At 37.1% G+C, this 18,889-nt stretch carries 22 protein-coding genes; 12 read left to right on the top strand and 10 right to left on the bottom strand.

The window, feature by feature from the left end; genetic code table 11:
- Positions 1-11: 11 nt before the first annotated feature.
- Entirely contained in the window at positions 12-1,412 is a 1,401-nt protein-coding gene (locus MHI57_RS11555; RefSeq protein ID WP_340976424.1) for an MFS transporter, read from the top strand.
- Positions 1,413-1,555: 143 nt separating this feature from the next.
- Here the strand turns inward: MHI57_RS11555 and MHI57_RS11550 are convergent, their stop codons facing one another.
- From MHI57_RS11550 to MHI57_RS11540, 3 genes are all read right to left on the bottom strand, one after another.
- Positions 1,556-2,191, bottom strand: a complete 636-nt coding sequence (locus MHI57_RS11550) for a DedA family protein (protein WP_340976422.1) — start codon at positions 2,189-2,191, stop codon at positions 1,556-1,558.
- Positions 2,192-2,334: 143 nt separating this feature from the next.
- Positions 2,335-3,540: an MFS transporter gene (locus tag MHI57_RS11545; protein WP_307317756.1), complete on the bottom strand. Its 1,206-nt coding sequence runs from the start codon at positions 3,538-3,540 to the stop codon at positions 2,335-2,337.
- Positions 3,541-3,560: 20 nt separating this feature from the next.
- Positions 3,561-4,142 carry a TetR/AcrR family transcriptional regulator gene (locus tag MHI57_RS11540; protein ID WP_307317755.1) on the bottom strand — a complete coding sequence of 194 codons (582 nt, stop codon included), beginning with the start codon at positions 4,140-4,142 and terminating at the stop codon, positions 3,561-3,563.
- Positions 4,143-4,371: 229 nt separating this feature from the next.
- On the opposite strand from MHI57_RS11540, the gene MHI57_RS11535 reads away from it, so the two are divergent.
- Entirely contained in the window at positions 4,372-4,767 is a 396-nt protein-coding gene (locus MHI57_RS11535; RefSeq protein WP_340976417.1) for a winged helix-turn-helix transcriptional regulator, read from the top strand.
- 40 nt (positions 4,768-4,807) lie between these two features.
- Here MHI57_RS11535 and MHI57_RS11530 read toward each other — a convergent pair whose 3' ends face one another.
- Positions 4,808-5,320, bottom strand: a complete 513-nt coding sequence (locus MHI57_RS11530) for a type 1 glutamine amidotransferase domain-containing protein (protein WP_095371936.1) — start codon at positions 5,318-5,320, stop codon at positions 4,808-4,810.
- 238 nt (positions 5,321-5,558) lie between these two features.
- Between MHI57_RS11530 and MHI57_RS11525 the strand changes: the two genes are divergently transcribed.
- The 3 genes from MHI57_RS11525 (at position 5,559) to MHI57_RS11515 (ending at position 7,833) form a co-directional block, all read left to right on the top strand.
- Positions 5,559-6,350, top strand: a complete 792-nt coding sequence (locus MHI57_RS11525; protein ID WP_095371937.1) for an amino acid ABC transporter substrate-binding protein — start codon at positions 5,559-5,561, stop codon at positions 6,348-6,350.
- Positions 6,351-6,411: 61 nt separating this feature from the next.
- On the top strand, positions 6,412-7,071 hold the full coding sequence (locus MHI57_RS11520) for an amino acid ABC transporter permease (protein ID WP_095371938.1): 660 nt from the start codon (positions 6,412-6,414) through the stop codon (positions 7,069-7,071).
- A 15-nt stretch (positions 7,072-7,086) separates the two neighbouring features.
- Positions 7,087-7,833, top strand: coding sequence for an amino acid ABC transporter ATP-binding protein (locus MHI57_RS11515; protein WP_340976412.1), 747 nt, complete (start codon positions 7,087-7,089; stop codon positions 7,831-7,833).
- A 336-nt stretch (positions 7,834-8,169) separates the two neighbouring features.
- Here the strand turns inward: MHI57_RS11515 and MHI57_RS11510 are convergent, their stop codons facing one another.
- Positions 8,170-8,406, bottom strand: a complete 237-nt coding sequence (locus tag MHI57_RS11510) for an indolepyruvate ferredoxin oxidoreductase subunit alpha (RefSeq protein ID WP_095371940.1) — start codon at positions 8,404-8,406, stop codon at positions 8,170-8,172.
- A gap of 236 nt (positions 8,407-8,642) precedes the next feature.
- Here MHI57_RS11510 and MHI57_RS11505 point away from each other — a divergent pair, with 236 nt between their 5' ends.
- Positions 8,643-9,020, top strand: a complete 378-nt coding sequence (locus MHI57_RS11505) for an ArsR/SmtB family transcription factor (RefSeq protein ID WP_445293198.1) — start codon at positions 8,643-8,645, stop codon at positions 9,018-9,020.
- Positions 9,017-11,350: a heavy metal translocating P-type ATPase gene (locus tag MHI57_RS11500; RefSeq protein WP_340976411.1), complete on the top strand. Its 2,334-nt coding sequence runs from the start codon at positions 9,017-9,019 to the stop codon at positions 11,348-11,350. Before MHI57_RS11505 ends, MHI57_RS11500 begins: the two co-directional genes overlap by 4 nt.
- Positions 11,351-11,391: 41 nt before the next feature.
- Here the strand turns inward: MHI57_RS11500 and MHI57_RS11495 are convergent, their stop codons facing one another.
- Positions 11,392-11,586: a helix-turn-helix transcriptional regulator gene (locus MHI57_RS11495; protein ID WP_095371942.1), complete on the bottom strand. Its 195-nt coding sequence runs from the start codon at positions 11,584-11,586 to the stop codon at positions 11,392-11,394.
- 118 nt (positions 11,587-11,704) lie between these two features.
- Between MHI57_RS11495 and MHI57_RS11490 the strand changes: the two genes are divergently transcribed.
- The gene (locus tag MHI57_RS11490; RefSeq protein WP_095371943.1) at positions 11,705-12,145 is read left to right on the top strand and encodes an NUDIX domain-containing protein; all 441 of its coding nucleotides are present in this window, start codon (positions 11,705-11,707) and stop codon (positions 12,143-12,145) included.
- Positions 12,146-12,288: 143 nt separating this feature from the next.
- Here the strand turns inward: MHI57_RS11490 and MHI57_RS11485 are convergent, their stop codons facing one another.
- The 4 genes from MHI57_RS11485 to MHI57_RS11470 form a co-directional block, all read right to left on the bottom strand.
- Complete coding sequence (locus MHI57_RS11485) at positions 12,289-13,338, bottom strand: NAD(P)/FAD-dependent oxidoreductase (RefSeq protein WP_340976409.1); 1,050 nt, start codon at positions 13,336-13,338, stop codon at positions 12,289-12,291.
- A gap of 163 nt (positions 13,339-13,501) precedes the next feature.
- Positions 13,502-14,179 carry a molybdate ABC transporter permease subunit gene (modB, locus tag MHI57_RS11480; RefSeq protein WP_095371945.1) on the bottom strand — a complete coding sequence of 226 codons (678 nt, stop codon included), beginning with the start codon at positions 14,177-14,179 and terminating at the stop codon, positions 13,502-13,504.
- The gene (gene modA, locus MHI57_RS11475; RefSeq protein ID WP_095371946.1) at positions 14,160-14,966 is read right to left on the bottom strand and encodes a molybdate ABC transporter substrate-binding protein; all 807 of its coding nucleotides are present in this window, start codon (positions 14,964-14,966) and stop codon (positions 14,160-14,162) included. The genes modB and modA overlap by 20 nt, the downstream gene beginning before the upstream one ends.
- An 86-nt stretch (positions 14,967-15,052) precedes the next feature.
- Positions 15,053-16,111, bottom strand: a complete 1,059-nt coding sequence (locus MHI57_RS11470; protein WP_095371947.1) for an ABC transporter ATP-binding protein — start codon at positions 16,109-16,111, stop codon at positions 15,053-15,055.
- A gap of 100 nt (positions 16,112-16,211) precedes the next feature.
- Here MHI57_RS11470 and MHI57_RS11465 point away from each other — a divergent pair, with 100 nt between their 5' ends.
- From MHI57_RS11465 to MHI57_RS11450, 4 genes are all read left to right on the top strand, one after another.
- Complete coding sequence (locus MHI57_RS11465; RefSeq protein WP_095371948.1) at positions 16,212-17,135, top strand: helix-turn-helix transcriptional regulator; 924 nt, start codon at positions 16,212-16,214, stop codon at positions 17,133-17,135.
- 135 nt (positions 17,136-17,270) lie between these two features.
- Positions 17,271-17,465 (top strand): hypothetical protein, encoded by a 195-nt coding sequence (locus tag MHI57_RS11460; protein ID WP_322910471.1) that lies wholly within the window; start codon positions 17,271-17,273, stop codon positions 17,463-17,465.
- Between the two features lie 20 nt (positions 17,466-17,485).
- Entirely contained in the window at positions 17,486-17,779 is a 294-nt protein-coding gene (locus tag MHI57_RS11455) for a GNAT family N-acetyltransferase (RefSeq protein WP_322910486.1), read from the top strand.
- Between the two features lie 94 nt (positions 17,780-17,873).
- Positions 17,874-18,524 carry an alpha/beta fold hydrolase gene (locus MHI57_RS11450; protein WP_307317734.1) on the top strand — a complete coding sequence of 217 codons (651 nt, stop codon included), beginning with the start codon at positions 17,874-17,876 and terminating at the stop codon, positions 18,522-18,524.
- Positions 18,525-18,889: the final 365 nt, after the last annotated feature.

Raw genomic sequence — 18,889 nt, 5'->3', positions numbered from 1 at the left:
GAGGGAATGGAGTGGAGGAAAAGTCTGTTAATCGTTCGTTTCATATTCTTTGCATCGGCATTTTACTTGTCGTGTTTGCAGAGGCAACACACATCCCAGCTTATCCAAAAATGCTCGAACATTTCGATTTAACTGCAGGCTATTCTGTCTATATGCAGCTAGGGTTTGCTTTAGGATTAACAGGCTTTCAACCGATGATGGGTTGGTTGTCTGATTCGTTTGGCCAAAAAATAGTCATATTGATCGGTTCAGGATTACTAACAATCGGTTCGATTATGGTGGCCATTGCTCCATCTTTTTGGTTGTTGGTGTTCGGTTTATTTTTAAAAGGCTTCGCCGGAGCGGCTGTGATTCCTGCCGGAGTGAACTTTGTCGGTACCGTATATACCGATAGTATGCGTGGTAAAATGATGGGTGTGTATGGATTTTATACGGTTGTAGGTGGTCTCATTGGTCCTATATTAAGTGGGGTTCTCGTGGATCGCATCGGTTGGTCGTCTATCTTTTGGCTCTGCTCAGTCTTTGGTATTATTGCTTTCCTGCTGTTTACTTTTGGCGTACCTTCTGTACAAAGAAGCAAGAAGAGCACAATTGATTGGTTAGGCGTAATATTTGTCTTTCTTCTTTTAGCAGGTCTACTTACGATTCCAACATTTATCAATCAGTATGGTGTGACATCATGGATGTGGTCACCAGCATTAGTAGTTGCTGTTGTTTCATTCATCTTTTTAATTATCGTTGAAAAGAGGACTAAGCAACCGTTACTGGATATTGACTATGCAAAGACACGTCATTTTTGGGTGCCATCTATCATTGCTATTATCATGTACATGTCTTTTAGTAGTGTGATGTATTTATTAACGTTCTTCGTGCAAAGTGTTCAAGGCCATTCGTCTACGGTGGTAGGGTTATTGCAATTTCCATTATTCCTAACTATGGCTATATGCAACCTTATTAGTGGGCGTTTAATGAGTAAAATCCAACCAGTGCATTTAATTCTCTGCAGTATTTTCTTGCTGAATGGTGGGGTTAGCATGTTGATCTTTGCTAATGAGGATACCTCTTTTGTCTATTTATTTATCTCTATGAGTCTTATAGGTTCTGCAATTGGGACAGTAGGACCAATCGTAAAAGCACTCGTTGTCTCTCGGGCACCTGTTACAAGGGTTGGCATGGTCTCCTTTACTTATTTAACGATAGAAAATGTCGCTTCTCGTGTAGGGGCATCGTTTGCTTTAGTTACTTTCGCAATCTTTGCTGCTGGAGGAAATGGCGCGAAAGGATTATCATCAACCGCAGTTTTACTGACAATCTTTACGACTTTGAGTCTTTTTTTCATCTTTCTCATGCCTAAAGGGGAAGAAAAAGAAGCCCCCGCATCTGTTTCTCAAAAACAAACGATAGAAAAATAGATAGATTTAGCATTGTTGCACTTCCTAATGGGAGTGTTTTTTTGTCTAATATTATGGACGATGTTAAGAAATAGTCATCCTTTAAATAGTAATAAATGAAATTATTAATAAGGTTGGGTTACTACCATGTACAATGCTTAAATTTACTTCTTGTTTATTTTTCTTTTCATGAGGAACAAAACAACCGGAATACTAAAAGGAATAAGCGAAAGTACCAAAAGTGAGGCAACAAGATGTTGTTCTACAATGGGCATTTGCCCCAATAAAAGCCCTGTTAGTAACCAAAAAAACACCCAGAGGAATCCGCCAAGGGCATTATGTCTAAAGAAAGATCGATAGGAATAATTCATTATCGCACTTGCTACCGGAACAGTTGTACGCATAAGGGGAATAAATCTAGCGGTAATAATAGATATTTTACCGTAACGGTTCATAAATTGCTCAGCCCGTTGGAGTTGTGTTTCTTTTAATAAAAATGGCTTTAATCTTTTACTATTCCAGCCTTTGATTAATCTTCCAATAGAGAAGTTTTGGTTATCTCCACAGATTGTAGCAAGAAAGAAAACAATGGCTAGTGTTTCGATATTCAAACTACCCACTGCTGCAAGAGCGCCACTAGCAAATACAAGTGAGTCCCCTGGAATAAATGTAAGTACCACGAAGGCAGTCTTTAAATAAACAAGCAAAAATAACAGTGCATATATATATAATCCATAAGAAGTAAGGAACTCCCCCAGTTGTTTATCAAACGTACTCATCGTGTAAAAGAATGTTCCCATTATACCCGCCCCTGATAGTAGACTCATTAGAGGCATCATATTCATCCAAGGTGAAGAAAGAAATAAGGAATTCGCCCTTTTTTGTTCTATAGAAAAAAGAGTCATATGTGTTCCTTAACGGTGACACATAATGACTCTTTCAATTATTCTGCCGTGCTTTCAACAAACTCCTTCTCACGCCATATATATGTTATCCCTAAGCCTAGAAGCATGACGACACCTGCAAATAGGTAAGGATAATGGATATTTACATCGAATAGAATGCCTGCAACTGCTGGTCCGGCAATGTTACCGAGACTTGTGTAAGTTGAGTTCATTCCAGCGACAAAGCCTTGTTCTTTCCCAGCTGATCGGGAAAGGAAAGTGGTAAGTGCCGGACGTAGTAAATCAAATGCTAAGAAGATGAAGGCCGTAACTAATAACACCATCCAAAATCCAGATATGACTGTTGAGGCAAATGCTAAGACAACACCCATGATTAAACAGGCCTGGATCACTTTTTTCTCTCCGAGTTTCTCGACCATTTTTCCGAATAAGAAAATTTGGACGATGACGCCGAATATCGAGCTGATGGTTATAATGATCGCAATATCTTGCGGTGTAAAGCCAAATTTATGGTCTGAGAATAAGCTAAATACTGTCTCATAGGCAGATAGACCGAACGCTAGGATAAAGACGATGATAAACGCAATAAAGTATAACGGATTGAACGAGCGTTTAAAATCTGCGATAAAACTGCTTTTCGTTGCTTTTTCAGAAAGCTCTTTCATCTGCTCTTTTGTTAGTGGTTCTTTTAATATAAAGATAGATAAAATACAGGCAAAGAAGGCAATACCCGCTGCAAAGAAGAAAGGCAGACGAATACCATACTCGGCGATAAAGCCACCGATTCCTGGGCCTATGATGAATCCAGTGCTAATAGCTGCTGACACGTAACCCATTGCCTTTGGTCTCTCTTTTAATGTAGTGATGTCGGCTACATAGGCTGTTACCCCAGGCATAATGAAAGCTGCACTGATTCCGCCTAAAATTCTTGATAGATATAAAGCAGAAATATGAGTACCTAATCCAAAAACCAATTCACTGATAGCGAATAGAAATAACCCGATGGTAATGATTCTTTTTCGGCCAAATCGGTCAACGAATCTACCTGCAAATGGGGAAGTAATCAATTGAGCGAAAGCGAAGACAGCGACTAAATAGCCCATTGTACTTCCAGATAAATGCATAATATTCATAAAAGAAGGCATGACCGGAATAATTAGTCCGATGCCTAAAAAGGCAATGAAAATATTACTTAATAAAATGAGTAAGACAGCTTTTTGTTCTTTTAACGGTTTTTGTTCCATTTGAAACACCTCTTTTTTTCTCAACGTATCGAGATGCCTCTCCAGAATACTTTCCATGAGGCTTCTAGTTTTTCTTGTAATCGTTTTGTATCACTCATATAGACAAGCTCAAGCATGATGCTATCGACAACACCAAAGAATGCGAGTGTAGGTATGCGTGGATGTTCTACATGCAATAGCCCTTCATTTATCCACTTCTGAAATTTTTCCTGTAATAAGGCTTGCGTTTTTTCTTCTATATCAATGACTTCAAGGTCAACCTCTTTTTGTAGATGAGCTGGTGGGAAGAATGACATTCTTAGCCAGAACTTCAATTGCTCATTTTGTTGAAAGAGATCTACAATTAGTTGTAAAAATCCATATAAATCTTTTTCTGGTTGCGAGCTTCGTATGTTGCTAAAATATTGTAATTTGCTTAGTAGTTCAGTTTCTTTGGCATCATGTAACACTTGAAGAAATAAATCATCTTTACCGCGAAAATGCGCATATAATGACTGTTTCTTCATGCCCACTTCTTCTGCTATTTGGGAAAGGGAAGCACCTTCATATCCATGAATCGTAAAATATTTCAAAGCTGCTTCCTTTATATCATCACTTTTCATTTCACTCACCCCTGATTAACGAACGTTCGTAAGTTATCTTATCAGAGGGTTTAAGTAAAAGCAATAAAAATTAGTTGGCAAATTTCAGCAATATCAGTAGCTATAATAAGTGAAATTACATTACTTAGAATCTGTAGATGATGTGATAGAAACCATTAGATATACACGGGGTTTGATATGTTAAAATAAACTCTTAAAGGATGGATAGGTGCGAGGGAGGTGGATAAGCATGTGTGAGTCTCTTCGGGAAGATATAAAAGAAAAGCTAGAAAGTGGTTATTACCACTGTGCGAAGGAGTTCACTTTATCAGTGATAAGTGGCAAGTACAAAGTTGTTATCCTTTGGCATTTAGGTATAGAAGGTCCTTACCGTTTTAATGGCCTACAAAAGCTTTTTGATGGTGTATCGCATAAAACGCTATCTAATCAATTAAAAGAGTTAGTAGAAGATGGGATAATCAGTAGAAAAGTGTATCCAGAGATGCCGCCGAAAGTGGAGTATTCTATGACGGAATTAGGTTATTCGATATTACCTATTATTGAAATGATGTATGAATGGGGTACGAACCGCATCCAACAGCTACAAGAAGAAGGCATATTAAAAACCAGCTTTGAGGAGAAGTAATCCTAAGCTGGTTTTTAATGTTAGTTATGCTTTGGCCTTATTAGTTATTTAATAATTTTAATGCTTCACGATTAAAAGCGGGTAAGTCATCTGGTGTACGACTTGTTACAAGTTGCTGATCAACAACTACTTCTTCATCGACAAATTGAGCCCCAGCATTAATTAAGTCTTTACGTACAGAAATGAAGCTCGTCACCCTTTTTCCTTCTAATAAATCTGTATCAATTAAAAATTGAGGTCCATGGCAAATAGCGAATACCGGTTTGCCTTCTGCGATAAAATGTTTGGCAAAACTGGCGTGGTCAGGATTAATTCTTAATAAATCCGGAGAAAACCCTCCAGGAATAAGCAAAGCGTCAAAGTCTTCTGGACTAACTTCATCAAGCCCTTTATCCACAGTGAAATTTTGACCATTTTTTCCTCTGATTTCTTTTCCTGCTTCAGCATTTACAATGGAAACCGTGTGGCCAGCTTCTCTCATTTTCTCAGCGGGATCAGTGAATTCAATTTCTTCCACCATATCTGTTACAAGTGCGGCAATTTTTTTACCCATTCCATATCACTCCTTTTTTGTCATCTATTCTTATCGTAAATGGTTAAACAACAAATGTGAAGAACGCACTTTCGTTACACATAGTTACATTAAAGTAACTATAAAATATCAGAATATACACTTGATTTGCATATATTAAAATAATGATTGACATAGATTTGACTCATATGATAGATTTATTTTATCACTCTAATATATTAGCATACTAAAGTATTTATTATAAATTGGGGGCTTAATCATGGGAAAAAAATTGACGCTTTTTGTTTTATCACTTTTAGTAGTCGGGTTTTTAGCTGCTTGCGGCTCAACAACATCTAGTGAGGAAAACGGTTCAGAAGAAGGAAAGGAAATCGTTATCGGAATAGATGATAAGTTTGCACCAATGGGGTTCAGAGATGAAAATAATGAGATTGTCGGTTTTGACATTGATTTAGCAAAAGCGGCAGTAGAAAAAATGGGTGCAACCCCTGTCTTTCAACCGATTGATTGGAAAACAAAGGAGTCTGAATTAAGTAGTGGTCGTATCGACCTCATATGGAATGGTTATACGATTACAGATGAAAGAAAAGAGAAGGTCTTATTTACTAAGCCATATTTAAGTAATGCACAAGTGGTTGTGACACAGGCAGATTCTAATATTCAAACGATTAATGATTTAGAAGGAAAAGTAGTAGGTTTACAATCATTATCATCGGCTGCTGATGCCTTAAGTGGAAATGAAATTAGTGAAAAAGTAAAAGAGGTTACAGAGTTCTCTGATAATGTGTTAGCATTAGCGGACTTGAGAAATGGTCGCGTCGAAGCAGTAGTCATTGATGAAATCGTCATTGATTATTATATGACAAAAGAAAATGAAAACTTTAAAGTTCTTGAGGAATCACTGGCGCCAGAAGAGTATGGTATTGGTGTAAAAAAAGGAAACGATGAATTGCTAGCAGATTTACAAACAGCATTAGATGAATTGATTGCTGATGGTACAGCGGCAGATATTTCCGAGAAATGGTTTGGTGAAGATTTATTATTGAAGTAAATGAATAACAGCAGGTTTTCCTAATTGGAGGAAACCCTGTTTTGTTTTTGGAGGATGAACGATGTCACTTGATTATATTATGACGTTACTTAAGCCTATGCTAGAAGGCGCGCAAATTACAGTGTTACTCTTTATCATTGCCATTATTGCCTCAATTCCACTTGGATTTTTATTAACACTAGCAGCTCGTAGTAAGATAAAGCCTTTATCTTGGTTTGCCCATACGTATATTTATGTGATGCGGGGAACACCATTACTACTACAATTATTATTTATTTGTTTCGGGTTACCAATGCTTCCAGTCGTAGGTGAATATTTAGTCCTTGATCGGTTTGTTGCCGCATCTTTAGGGTTCATCTTGAATTATGCCGCTTATTTTGCTGAGATATTTCGCGGGGGCCTAATTTCAGTAGATAAGGGTCAATATGAAGCTGCGCATGTACTAGGGTTAAATCGTTGGCAAACAATGACACGTATCATCATTCCTCAAATGATCCGAGTAGCATTACCAGCGATTGCGAATGAATCAATTACGTTAGTAAAGGATACAGCGTTATTATATGCAGTCGCTGTTCCGGAACTTTTACACTTTGCTCAAACGGCAGTCAATCGTGATTTTACTATCATGCCATTCTTCTTAGCGGGCATCATTTATCTATTGATGACACTTGTACTCTCGTTTATTTTTAAATGGATTGAAAGAAGATTTAGATACGCATAGGAAGGAGCGCTTAGTATGACAGTTATTTCTGTGGTTGATTTAAAAAAGTCATTCGGTAAAACAGAAGTATTAAAAGGAATCAACCTTAATATTAAGAAAAATGAAGTTGTGTCAATTATCGGTCCTTCAGGTTCAGGAAAAAGTACGCTACTTCGCAGTATGATTAAATTAGAAGAAATCAATAGCGGTTCAATCATGATTGATGGGGAGGCATTAGTCGAAAATGGAAAGTATGCTAAAACTCAAAATGTGAAAAATATGATTGCGAAAATGGGGATGGTGTTTCAACATTTTAATTTATTCCCACATTTAACCGTCCGAGAGAACTTAGAAATCGCACCGAAAATGGCTAAAATGGGGACAAAAGCGGAAATCAGACAACGAAGCGAGACTTTATTAGCTAAGGTAGGATTAAGCGAATGGATGGATGCCTTTCCTGGTAATTTATCCGGTGGGCAAAAGCAACGGGTGGCCATTGCAAGAGCTTTAATGATGGAACCAGAAATTCTGTTGTTCGATGAACCAACCTCAGCATTGGACCCTGAGCTAACCGTTGAAGTATTACAAGTAATGAAAGATTTAGCGAAAGAAAAAATGACGATGATCGTCGTTACCCATGAAATGGGCTTCGCCAAAGAAGTCTCAACAAAAACCATATTTATGGATCAAGGTGAAGTCGTTGAAGAAGGTAAGCCAGATCAATTATTTACTTCACCTCAACATGAGAGAACAAAAGCGTTTCTAAAGAGAAATCTGAAATAAAGTGTAACACCCTCTATCTAATAGGTAGAGGGTGTTACTGTGCGGCCTTAAACGATTCAGAAGGGGAGCAAGAATAAAAGAAGTTTCCTTCGAACCAATGTTAAACGAGACAGAATAAGTAAAGAGTTAGCAGGCTGTCCCGATTTGAAACTAATTAGACCAGGTCCACTAAGAAACTAAGGAAATTTCCATTTTTAGGAAACGAATAAAAAAAAGTCAAGTGCTTCGCAAAAAAAGAAACCTGTTTTACCAAAACAAACGGATTATCACCAGCTATAGTCTAAATACAAAAATGAGAACGGAGTGCCATTGTTTGTACACTCCGTTCTCATTTCATTAAGCATCAAAATAGGCTTTTGCCTTCGCAATAAAAGACTCTTCCTCTTCAGGTACATCTTCTTCATAGAAGATAGCATCTACTGGACAAACAGCTTCACATGCTCCGCAATCAATACAAATTGAAGGATCAATCAAATATTGATCTTCCCCTTTTTCAATGCAATCGACTGGGCATGAGTCAAGGCAATCAGCGGCCTGTTCATCAATACAAGGAGATGTAATTACATAAGCCATTTTTCTCTTCCCTCCCATCGTTTATATCTGAAGTGTTTTCCTCACAAATGTGTGTCTATTGTATAATTAAATATTTTTATCTGTATTCCTCTTTTCTCTAGCGGTTAAACCTATTTTTGGTAATTAGTATGGAGTATTATTTTTCAAATATTCTTCATTTTTCTTTGACAATAACCACTTCCATTACATAGACTGAAGTTATAATCAAATATTCGTTTGAATGAGGTGCTTTTATTTTGGTTTCCAAGATTAAGCTAGATGCTGAGGTTTGTGAAGTTATTTGTAATGATGAAGAGAAGGTTAGTCGAGTCAAACAAGAAATGAGCGATATAACAGGCCTTGAGCTAATCTTTAAAGCTTTATCTGATGCTACACGTATAAAAATTGCTTATGCTCTCACAATAGAAGAAGAACTTTGTGTATGTGATGTTGCAACAATCATTGATTGTTCAATGGCAACAGCCTCCCATCATTTAAGATTATTAAAAAATATTGGGTTAGCGAAATTTCGTAAAGAAGGAAAGCTTGTTTATTATTCTTTAGATGATCATCATGTCAAACAACTAATTCAGATTGCCTATATCCATCATCAAGAAGGGTGGCCAAATCAATGAGTGAAGGTGAAGCTAAACAGAACTATCGGATTGAAGGATTTTCATGCGCTCATTGTGCGGGGAAATTTGAGAAAAACGTACAGAACATATCTGGAGTGAAAGAAGCCCATGTGAATTTTGGTGCTTCTAAACTTTCAATTGTAGGAAATGCCTCTCTTAGCGACATTGAAAAAGCGGGTGCGTTTGAAAAACTTAAAGTCATTCCTGAACAAAAAATAAATGAAAAGACTTATCGTGTGGAAGGGTTTTCCTGTGCGAATTGTGCTGCTAAGTTTGAAAGAAATGTAAAGAATTTGTCTGGTGTACAAGATGCCCATGTGAATTTTGGTGCAAGTAAACTCTCTGTACAGGGGGAGGTATCGATTGCAGAGTTAGAACAAGCAGGCGCTTTTGAAAATCTAAAGGTAGCCGAAGAGAATGCCCATATCGGATTAAATGAAAAGGAGCCCACCTCTTTTATAAAAAAATACAGTCGTGTGCTTATTGCTAGTTTGTTTGTTCTGTTTGGCTATCTATCTTGGATTGGGTTTGGAGAGAGCCATTATCTCACGGTTTCAATGTTTCTCTTCTCAATAATTATTGGTGGCTTAGATTTATTAAAAATAGGGGTAAAGAATCTAATAAAGCTAGATTTTGATATGAAAACATTAATGACTGTAGCCGTCATTGGCGGGGCGATCATTGGCGAGTGGGGAGAAGTAGCTGTTGTTGTCATTTTGTTTGCTATAAGTGAAGAACTTGAGCGTTATTCGATGGAAAAAGCCAGACAGTCTATTCGCTCGCTCATGAGAATTGCTCCGAAGAAGGCAATAATCAGAAGGAGCGGTATAGAGCAGGTTGTGTCTGTTGAAGAAATTCTAGTTGGCGATATTATGTTAGTAAAACCAGGACAAAAAATTGCCATGGATGGCATGATTGTTAAAGGTATATCATCCATCAATCAGGCATCGATTACTGGTGAGTCCATTCCAGTTGAAAAGGGTATAGATGATGAAGTATTTGCAGGTACATTGAATCAAGACGGTTATTTAGAAGTGAAAATTACGAAATTGGTCGGTGATACGACAATTGCCAAAATCATTCATTTAGTAGAGGAAGCACAGGGTGAAAAAGCACCTGCACAAGCTTTCATCGATCGTTTTGCGAGATACTACACACCAGTTATTATGTTAATAGCTGTTCTCATTGCCATTATCCCGCCATTATTTTTAGATGGGAGCTGGGAATCTTGGGTTTACCAAGCATTAGCTGTTTTGGTTGTAGGTTGTCCTTGTGCCCTTGTCATTTCGACACCAATTGCACTCGTTTCAGCAATCGGTAATGCAGCTAGACACGGCGTTCTCATTAAAGGTGGTATCTATTTAGAAGAGTTGTCGCAAATACAAACAGTAGCTTTTGATAAAACAGGGACGTTAACAAGAGGAGAACCGGTAGTTACTGATTTTAATGTCCATGATGATGAGAAAGAAAGTGATGAATGGCTACGAATGATTGCTAGTATTGAAAAACTTTCCCAACATCCATTAGCTTCTGCTGTTATTCATTTAGCAGATGAAAAAGGGTTAAAAGATAAAGACATCGAAGTCACAGACTTTGCTTCATTAACAGGTAAAGGGGTCCAGGCAAAGATAAATGGAGAAAAATATTATATTGGAAACCCACAACTTTTTACACAATTACAAGTAATGCCTGATACTATAGGTGAAATGATTGGAAGACAACAAAGCGAAGGAAAAACAGTCATTGTTTTTGGAACAGCAAAAAGGATACTCGTGACAATGGCCATTGCTGATGAAATCCGTCAAATAAGCAAAGCAGTAGTAGAAAAGCTACACCAATTAGGGATGAAACAAACGGTGATGTTAACCGGCGACCATCATAAGGCAGCCAGTAGAATCGGGGAATTAGCTGGGGTATCGAAAGTGTATGCAGAATTATTACCGGAAGAAAAATTGGCACTGGTAAAAAGACTACAAAAAGAGTCAGGACATGTGGCAATGGTCGGTGATGGCGTAAATGATGCCCCTGCTCTTGCTTCTGCACAAGTGGGAATTGCGATGGGAGGAGCAGGTACGGATGCTGCCTTAGAAACGGCGGATATTGCTCTCATGGGTGACGATTTATCAAAGCTCCCATTTGCGATTAAGTTAAGTAGAAAAACCATGAGAATTATAAAAGGAAATATTACCTTCTCACTTACGATTAAACTCATTGCTCTACTACTTGTTGTCCCAAGTTGGTTAACTTTATGGATTGCAATTGTAGCAGATATTGGTGCTACTTTAATTGTAGCCTTAAATAGTATGCGCTTAATGAAAGTGAAAGAGTAGGGGGAGGCGTAAAGCCTCCTTTTTGCTTGAATAGGAGAATATTATTTCAGTTGTTCTATTGTTTTACCGAAAAATTCTGCAAACTTCATTAATGTTTTTTCCTTTGGATTTGCCTGATTCAATTCATACCGTGAAATCGTACGTGCACTAATGCCGATGTGCTCACTTAATTCCTTTTGCGTCATATGCTTCTTTAATCTTTCTACTTTTAAGTTTAATCCTAATTGTTTAGACATAGAGGCTCCTTGTATTTTATAGGTATAATTAACTGGTTATATAGTACCATAAAAAATGAATGTTTTCAGTATTATTGTGCATTTACACTGTGCTAATAGAAAAAAAGGTGGGGAATAGATGGAAATAAGAAATGCGAGTAGAGCGATCACGATAGAAGGTGACCGCTTGTTATTAGTTAAATGTATTGATGAATTAGGCATTTTTTATGTTTTTCCTGGAGGAGGGCAAAATCACGGGGAAACCCTTGAAGAAACAGTGAAAAGAGAGTGTTTAGAAGAAACTGGAGCAATTATAAAAGTAGGAAACCTTCGTTATATTCGTGAATACATAGGAAGAAATCATGAGTTTTCATCGCAACATAAGAATGTACATCAAGTTGAATTCTTCTTCACCTGTCATCTGGTAGATCAGAATGATGCTATTCTGGCAGATGATCACCAAGTGGGGATAGAGTGGATACCAATAAAAAGCCTTGAGACAATTCGGATCTATCCGCAAGAGCTAACAAAATACATACTCGATAATCATTCACCTGTCTATCTTGGGGATGTGAACTAAGATAAAAGAATGTAGTACTTAAATCAATTTGTCTAACTGCCATGCCTATATAGAAAAATGGTCAAAAGTATCCATACTTTTGACCATTACTGCAAGCAAATATTTTACACTTTCTCCATATAGGATCTATTTATAACGTGAAATTATTTATAGATTTTCTTCTTTAATTCTTTATTCCGCTCACTAAACAATTCGTTATGTGAAGAAACCATTCCGAATCCATTGGCTTCTGGATCGATGTATGTCTTCGCATGGTTAACAGCATTGGCAGCGTCTTGGAAGGCGCCGGCAATGAGATGAACTTTACCATCATGCTTCAGAATATCTCCTGCAGCATATAACCCAGGGATAGATGATTCACTTCTGCTACTACCAGCAATATAAAAATCATCAATCATGTCAATTTGCATATCACAATTATTGAGGAGTGCTGAGTCTCTTTCGTATCCATGGTTGATAATTACATCATCTATCGCAAGGGTTGATACCTCATCCGACTCATGATTAGTTAACTCCACATGCTCAATACGATCCTGTCCATCACCAGCAACAAGCTTAGTAATAGAAGAGTGGAAAATGACTTCAGCTGAGCTATTTTTAAGTTGTTCTACTTGTGCCTCATGTCCACTGAGTTCACCTTTACGGTAAGTCAAATAAACTTTTTTTGCATAAGGAACAAGTTCATTTGCCCAATCGACAGCTGAGTTTCCTCCGCCTGATATCACAACCGTTTTATCACGGAAGCTTTGAATGGATTTAACTGTATAGTGAAGATTTGATACCTCATATTTTTCCGCGCCTTCAATTTGAAGCTTCTGTGGTTTTAAAATACCCCCACCTACAGCGACAATGACCGTTTTGGAATAATGTATTTGACCTGATGCGGTATGTAGATGAAAAATACGGTTGTCATCTTGGTCGATTTTTACAATTTTTTCATTTAATACAACAGTGGGATCAAATGTTAAGCCTTGAGTAACGAGTTGTTCGATTAGTTTCTCACCAGGTACAGGAGCTAGGCCACCTACGTCCCAAATCATCTTCTCTGGGTACACATGGATTTTTCCGCCAAGCTGTGGTTGAAAATCAATAATCTTGGTCTTCATGGAACGTAACCCACTATAAAAAGTAGAATACAAGCCTGCTGGACCTCCACCAATAACCGTCACATCAAATAACTCATGCTGTTCCATCTTGATCCCTCCTAAATTCCGCAATTGATTATCATTCTCATTAAAGGATAACGCTTTTTTCCCTTTTCTGCAAGAGAAACTTCCTACTTTTTCATTATAAGATAAATAGGCCAATGGATTTAACAAAAAAAATCGCAGAGTTTGTGGATATCTCTACGATTTTTTATTCCTTTACTCTAATCGTTAAAAGGATGATAAATGAAATAATAATCATAGCCCCTACCCAAAGCCAAGCCATGGTCATTTGTCCGGAATCGATGGCTAGATAGATAGCAATAGGAATCGTTTGTGTTTCACCAGGAATATTACCTGCAAACATCAATGTTGCGCCAAATTCTCCTAGTGCTCTGGCAAAGCTTAAAATAGCCCCAGAAATGAGCGCCTTAGAAGCTAATGGAACAGATATTAGCCAAAATACTTTCCAATCACTTGCACCATCCACACGTGCTGCATCCTCGATATCACGATCAATACTGAGAAAGCCAGATTTAGCTGATTGATACATTAAAGGGAAAGAGACAACGATGGCGGCAAGGACTGCAGCCCACCAAGTGAAAATAATGGGTCTGTCGAATAGCCAAGTTATAGCTTGACCAGCCCAACTATTTTTACCAAAGATGACAATTAATAAGAAGCCAACGACTGTCGGTGGTAGTACCATTGGCAACATTAAAATCGTTTCGACGACTGCTTTGCCTTTAAAAGACCTTCTTGCTAGAAAATAGCCAGCAATTGTTCCAATTATAACGACGATTATTCCAGCGAGAAGGGCAATTTTTAATGAAATCCATATGGGACTTAGAAAGGTTGAACTAGTAATATTATTGAGCAGTGAATCCATATTCCTCAAAGACCTTTAATGCTTCATCAGATTGTAAGAAGGTATAGAATTCTTTCGCTGCATCGTAATTTTTCGTGTCTTTTACTATACCAACAGGGTAAATAATAGGTGTATGTGTATCAGCATCTGCTGTATCAATAATTTCAACTTTATCAGAAACGAGTGCATCTGTTTTATAAACAATGCCTGCATTTACGTTGCCAGTCTCTACATAAGAAAGAACTTGTCTTACATCTTTTGCGTAAACGGTTTTAGCTTCTAGCTCGTTCCATAAGCCCATATTTTTAAGTGATTCGACACCGTAAGCGCCAGCAGGGACAGATTCAGGTGTGCCAAGTGAAATTTGTTCAACTTCCTTTTTTGTTAAATCTGTAAAACCTGTTAGATTTTTTTCATCGGCTGGCGTGATTAACACTAAGCTATTTCCTAATAGGTCAACACCATCTTCTTTTGCAATACTTCCTTCTTCTACTAAAATATCGAATTTATCTTCTGCAGCTGAGAAGAAGAGGTCAACTGGTGCCCCCTGGGATATTTGCTGTTGGAGAGAACCTGATCCACCGAAATTGAATGTGAGTTTTGTCTCAGGGTGTTGTTCTGCATACATTTCATCTATTTCTGACATGGCATCTTGCAAACTAGCAGCAGCAGAAATCGTTAATTCTACGGGTTCTTTTTCTTTATTATTCGTTTCTTTTAGGGCAGTTTCTCCTTCATTTGAAGAACATGCTACGGTAAATAAAGTAACTAAGAGTAATAAACAGATCAGCTTTAAATGTTTTAACAAGTTGAATCATCTCCATCTTTCTTCTAATTAATTATATCTTTTTATATCTTATTATAACTAATTATAAAAGAAAATACTTTTTTATACTAAAGGATTATTTTTTTTGACTCTTTATCAAATAGGAGAAGATGCTTACCAGCGAGTGACAAAGGTAATCGGTCACCTTTAGTGAAGGATAACAATCCAGGTGCTTTTATCGTTAAATGAATGCGGTTGTATTTAGCATAAATAATTGTATCTGCACCAAGAGTTTCTAAGTCTTCAACGGTGGCAATCAAGAGTGGATTATATTTATCAATGATTAAATGCTCCGGACGAATACCGATTAGTGCCTCATTAGTATTTTTTAAATTTTCACGTGAAAAATGAGTCGGAATTCCGTCAATTGTAATGACATTGGATTCGACCTTTCCTTCTAAAACATTGATAGCTGGTGATCCAATAAAGCTGGCGACAAAGAGATTTGCTGGTGTTTCATAAATTTCATGTGGTGTACCCACTTGTTGAATACTTCCATCTTTTAATACGATAATACGATCAGCCATTGTCATTGCCTCTGTTTGATCATGAGTGACATAAATTGTCGTAGTTGCTAGCCTTTTATGCAAAAGGGTAATTTCTCTGCGCATTTGTGTACGCAGCTTGGCATCAAGGTTAGAGAGTGGTTCATCCATTAGAAAAACGGGATTATCGCAAACGATTGCCCTAGCAAGGGCTACACGCTGCCTTTGTCCGCCCGATAGATCTTTCGGTTTTCTTGTTAACAAAGTTGTTAAGCCAGTAATCTCTGCGGTTTTCAACACTTTTTTCTTAATATCAGTTTTCTTTTCTTTCCTCATCTTTAAACCGAAAGCGATATTTTGATATACTGTCATATGAGGATATAACGCATAATTTTGAAAGACCATTGATAGATTACGTTCTCTAGTAGGGACGTTATTCATTTCTCTCCCATCAATTATTAATCTTCCGGAAGTGATGTTTTCTAAGCCGGCTATCATTTTTAGGATCGTTGATTTTCCGCAACCAGATGGTCCAACAAAGACTATAAACTCTTGTTCTTTTGTTTCAAAGTGGAAATCTTTTATGACCGGTTCACCTGAATGATAAGATTTAGAAATATGTTCAAAGATTAATTGTGCCATTTTGCCCACCTTTTGATTAGTTATAATTAGTTAGTATTAATTATAATAAAAACATAAACAAAAAACGAATCCTTTTTGAAATATCCTGGAGGTGATACTTTTGACGAACGATGCATCTTATACAATAGAAGAAGTTTCACAATTATTAAAGGTTTCAAAGTTAACAGTATATGATCTTATTAAAAAGGATCAACTCCCTGCTTATCGTGTAGGGAGGCAAATGAGAATTGATGCCATCGACTTGGAGCGATACAAATCCAAGAGTAAAACAGGTATCACCAAGAATAAAGCTGTGAAAGAAGTAAAAGAGAAAGTTCATTCAGTTGATGATGGTCATGTGATTATAAGTGGACAAGATATTGTTTTAGATATACTAGCTAAACATATAGAAAATGAAAAAGGACAACCGCCATTAAGAATGTATAGTGGTAGCTTGAATAGTTTATTTTCGATGTATCGTGGAGAATGTAATGTCGTTAGTTGTCATTTGTTTGATGGTGATACAGGAGAATATAATACGTCTTATGTGAAGAAAATTCTTGTCAGTCAACCGTTTATCCAACTGAATCTTGTTTACCGTACGGCAGGTATCTACGTACAAAAAGGAAACCCTCTGCATATTCAAGGATGGGCAGATCTTGGGCGTGCGGATGTTACCATCATGAATAGGGAAGTTGGCTCTGGCGCAAGAGTGTTATTGGATGAACAACTTAGAGTTCATGGATTCAATGCGAGCAAGCTTAATGGGTATGACCATGTGTTAACAAGCCATTACTCTGTGGCTTCAGCTGTCGCGAGTGGTCAGGCGGATATTGGTATAGGTATTGAAAATGTAACAAAAATGGTCAATGTTGACTTTATTCCATTAATATCTGAGCAGTATGACCTTATCATTCTTAAAGAAAATGAAGAACTTGTACAATTGTTGAAAGAAACGGTTAATTCCCAAAGTTATAAAAAGGAAATCGAACAGCTATACGGCTATGATTTACGTAAGTGTGGGGAAGTTATTTATGAATCATAAGAGAAGGAAAAACCTATTGTCTGAAAAAGACAGTAGGTTTTTTGTTGAGGATAACAAGTCTTGCCATCCATCACTTCTTTCTATGGTAAAATTAGAGTAATAAAATTCTGATTTTTCCATGAATAGGGGATAAATATGATACAAATCATTCAAGCTAATTCAACCCATATTAATGGGATTATTAAGGTGTGTTCAAATGGATATCGGGCGACCTATAAGGATTTATATACGAAGGAATATATTGAGAGTGTGATCAGTGATTTTTACAATGTTGCTAGAGTTTCAGCAGAAGTTGAAACGAGAATCGACAATGGGGAGGTTACTTTGTAGCAGTAGATAATGAGCGTGTTATTGGTGCAGGTGGCGGTGGATTGACTGGTGAAGGAATCGGGGAAATATTTGTTTTATACCTTGATCCAGCTAGGAAAAACGAAGGTATCGGCACAAAACTATTACATGCTATTACGAAACAACAAAAAGAAATCTACGGTGTAAAAGAACAATGGGTATCTGTTCAAAAGGGAAATAGAATGGGCATTCCCTTTTATGAGGCAAAAGGTTTCGTTTTGCAACATGAACAGAAAGGTTGGTATAACAAGGGGCAAGATGAATATAAAACTTTGCGATATGCGCGGGATATTTAGTAGGAAAAAGAGTTGGTGAAATTTAGCTCGTTGTATTCACTAAACAAAGTAACTAAGCTACAGGGCACAATTAAATATCGGTGGTGAGAAACGGATGAAACTAGTTTTTTTGCATGGATTAGGCCAGACCAATGATAGTTGGATAAAGGTTAAGAAGTTTATGGGGGACGGATACGATGCTAGGTTCATCTCTATAGATGAATTAGTGAAAACATCTGAATCTATTACTTTCAATCAGTTATCTAAATCTTTAACTAATGTGCTTCATACAATAGATGGTCCGTTTATCATCATTGGACTATCATTAGGAGGATGCTTTGCATTACATCAATCCCTTATCACGAACCCTCATTTAAAAGGGATGGTATTATCGGGAACGCCATACTCATTAGTAAATGGATGGAAGATTAAAAGCATATTTCAGCTGCAAAAATATATATTTAAGCTCATACCAACAAAAGTGTGGAGGAAGCAAGGGATAGAAAAGTCAACAATTATTCCCCTTTATCAATCTATGGAAAGTTATGATTTATCTCATTCATTGCATCAAATAAATATTCCGACCTTAGTATTGGTTGGTTCTAAAGACCGTATAAATATGCCTACTGCAAAAGAATTGGCAAATTTGATCCCACATGCGCAATTACAAATCATAAATAATGGTAGCCATGAACTGAATACACAAATGCCGCAACAGTTTGCAGAGGAAGTGGAAACTTTCTTAGTGAATACGAATTTAAAATAAGCGATTTTACTAAGGAGGATAAATGGTGATTCTTTCAATTTTGATGATTGTTTTTATTGCCATTGCCAATATAGCAGGGCATTTGTAGTTTTTAAAAAAAGAAGTGTATACAAGGGAGCACTCATTATTCTAGCATTTGCCCCTGTATTTGGTGGTATGGGGAGTTTAATAGCTATCTCTATAATCCGCGATCCGTTTACCGTTTTTTATGGTCTGCAAATAGGCTATATGTTGCTTGTTAATAGTGGGATAGTATTATTTATCGCCGTGATAGTAAGTTGCTTACAAAAAGTACTCAAAATGATGTAAATATAATCAAAAGAAGTACTGTTAAGGAACAGCACTTCTTTTAGTTTGATTCTAGT

This window comes from Cytobacillus sp. FSL K6-0129 (assembly GCF_038007625.1).
Taxonomy (GTDB): domain Bacteria; phylum Bacillota; class Bacilli; order Bacillales; family Cytobacillaceae; genus Cytobacillus; species Cytobacillus kochii.
Note: the sequence above shows the minus strand (reverse complement) of the source record. Positions and strands in the feature narration are given on the sequence as shown.

What these genes read in the sequence shown, in the direction of transcription:
- MHI57_RS11550 (WP_340976422.1), bottom strand. Translation starts at nt 2,191, where the DNA reads ATGGGAACATTCTTTTACACGATGAGTACGTTTGATAAACAACTGGGG.
- MHI57_RS11545 (WP_307317756.1), bottom strand. Translation starts at nt 3,540, where the DNA reads ATGGAACAAAAACCGTTAAAAGAACAAAAAGCTGTCTTACTCATTTTA.
- MHI57_RS11540 (WP_307317755.1), bottom strand. Translation starts at nt 4,142, where the DNA reads ATGAAAAGTGATGATATAAAGGAAGCAGCTTTGAAATATTTTACGATT.
- MHI57_RS11535 (WP_340976417.1), top strand. Translation starts at nt 4,372, where the DNA reads ATGTGTGAGTCTCTTCGGGAAGATATAAAAGAAAAGCTAGAAAGTGGT.
- MHI57_RS11530 (WP_095371936.1), bottom strand. Translation starts at nt 5,320, where the DNA reads ATGGGTAAAAAAATTGCCGCACTTGTAACAGATATGGTGGAAGAAATT.
- MHI57_RS11525 (WP_095371937.1), top strand. Translation starts at nt 5,559, where the DNA reads ATGGGAAAAAAATTGACGCTTTTTGTTTTATCACTTTTAGTAGTCGGG.
- MHI57_RS11520 (WP_095371938.1), top strand. Translation starts at nt 6,412, where the DNA reads ATGTCACTTGATTATATTATGACGTTACTTAAGCCTATGCTAGAAGGC.
- MHI57_RS11515 (WP_340976412.1), top strand. Translation starts at nt 7,087, where the DNA reads ATGACAGTTATTTCTGTGGTTGATTTAAAAAAGTCATTCGGTAAAACA.
- MHI57_RS11510 (WP_095371940.1), bottom strand. Translation starts at nt 8,406, where the DNA reads ATGGCTTATGTAATTACATCTCCTTGTATTGATGAACAGGCCGCTGAT.
- MHI57_RS11500 (WP_340976411.1), top strand. Translation starts at nt 9,017, where the DNA reads ATGAGTGAAGGTGAAGCTAAACAGAACTATCGGATTGAAGGATTTTCA.
- MHI57_RS11495 (WP_095371942.1), bottom strand. Translation starts at nt 11,586, where the DNA reads ATGTCTAAACAATTAGGATTAAACTTAAAAGTAGAAAGATTAAAGAAG.
- MHI57_RS11490 (WP_095371943.1), top strand. Translation starts at nt 11,705, where the DNA reads ATGGAAATAAGAAATGCGAGTAGAGCGATCACGATAGAAGGTGACCGC.
- MHI57_RS11485 (WP_340976409.1), bottom strand. Translation starts at nt 13,338, where the DNA reads ATGGAACAGCATGAGTTATTTGATGTGACGGTTATTGGTGGAGGTCCA.
- modB (WP_095371945.1), bottom strand. Translation starts at nt 14,179, where the DNA reads ATGGATTCACTGCTCAATAATATTACTAGTTCAACCTTTCTAAGTCCC.
- MHI57_RS11470 (WP_095371947.1), bottom strand. Translation starts at nt 16,111, where the DNA reads ATGGCACAATTAATCTTTGAACATATTTCTAAATCTTATCATTCAGGT.
- MHI57_RS11460 (WP_322910471.1), top strand. Translation starts at nt 17,271, where the DNA reads ATGATACAAATCATTCAAGCTAATTCAACCCATATTAATGGGATTATT.
- MHI57_RS11450 (WP_307317734.1), top strand. Translation starts at nt 17,874, where the DNA reads ATGAAACTAGTTTTTTTGCATGGATTAGGCCAGACCAATGATAGTTGG.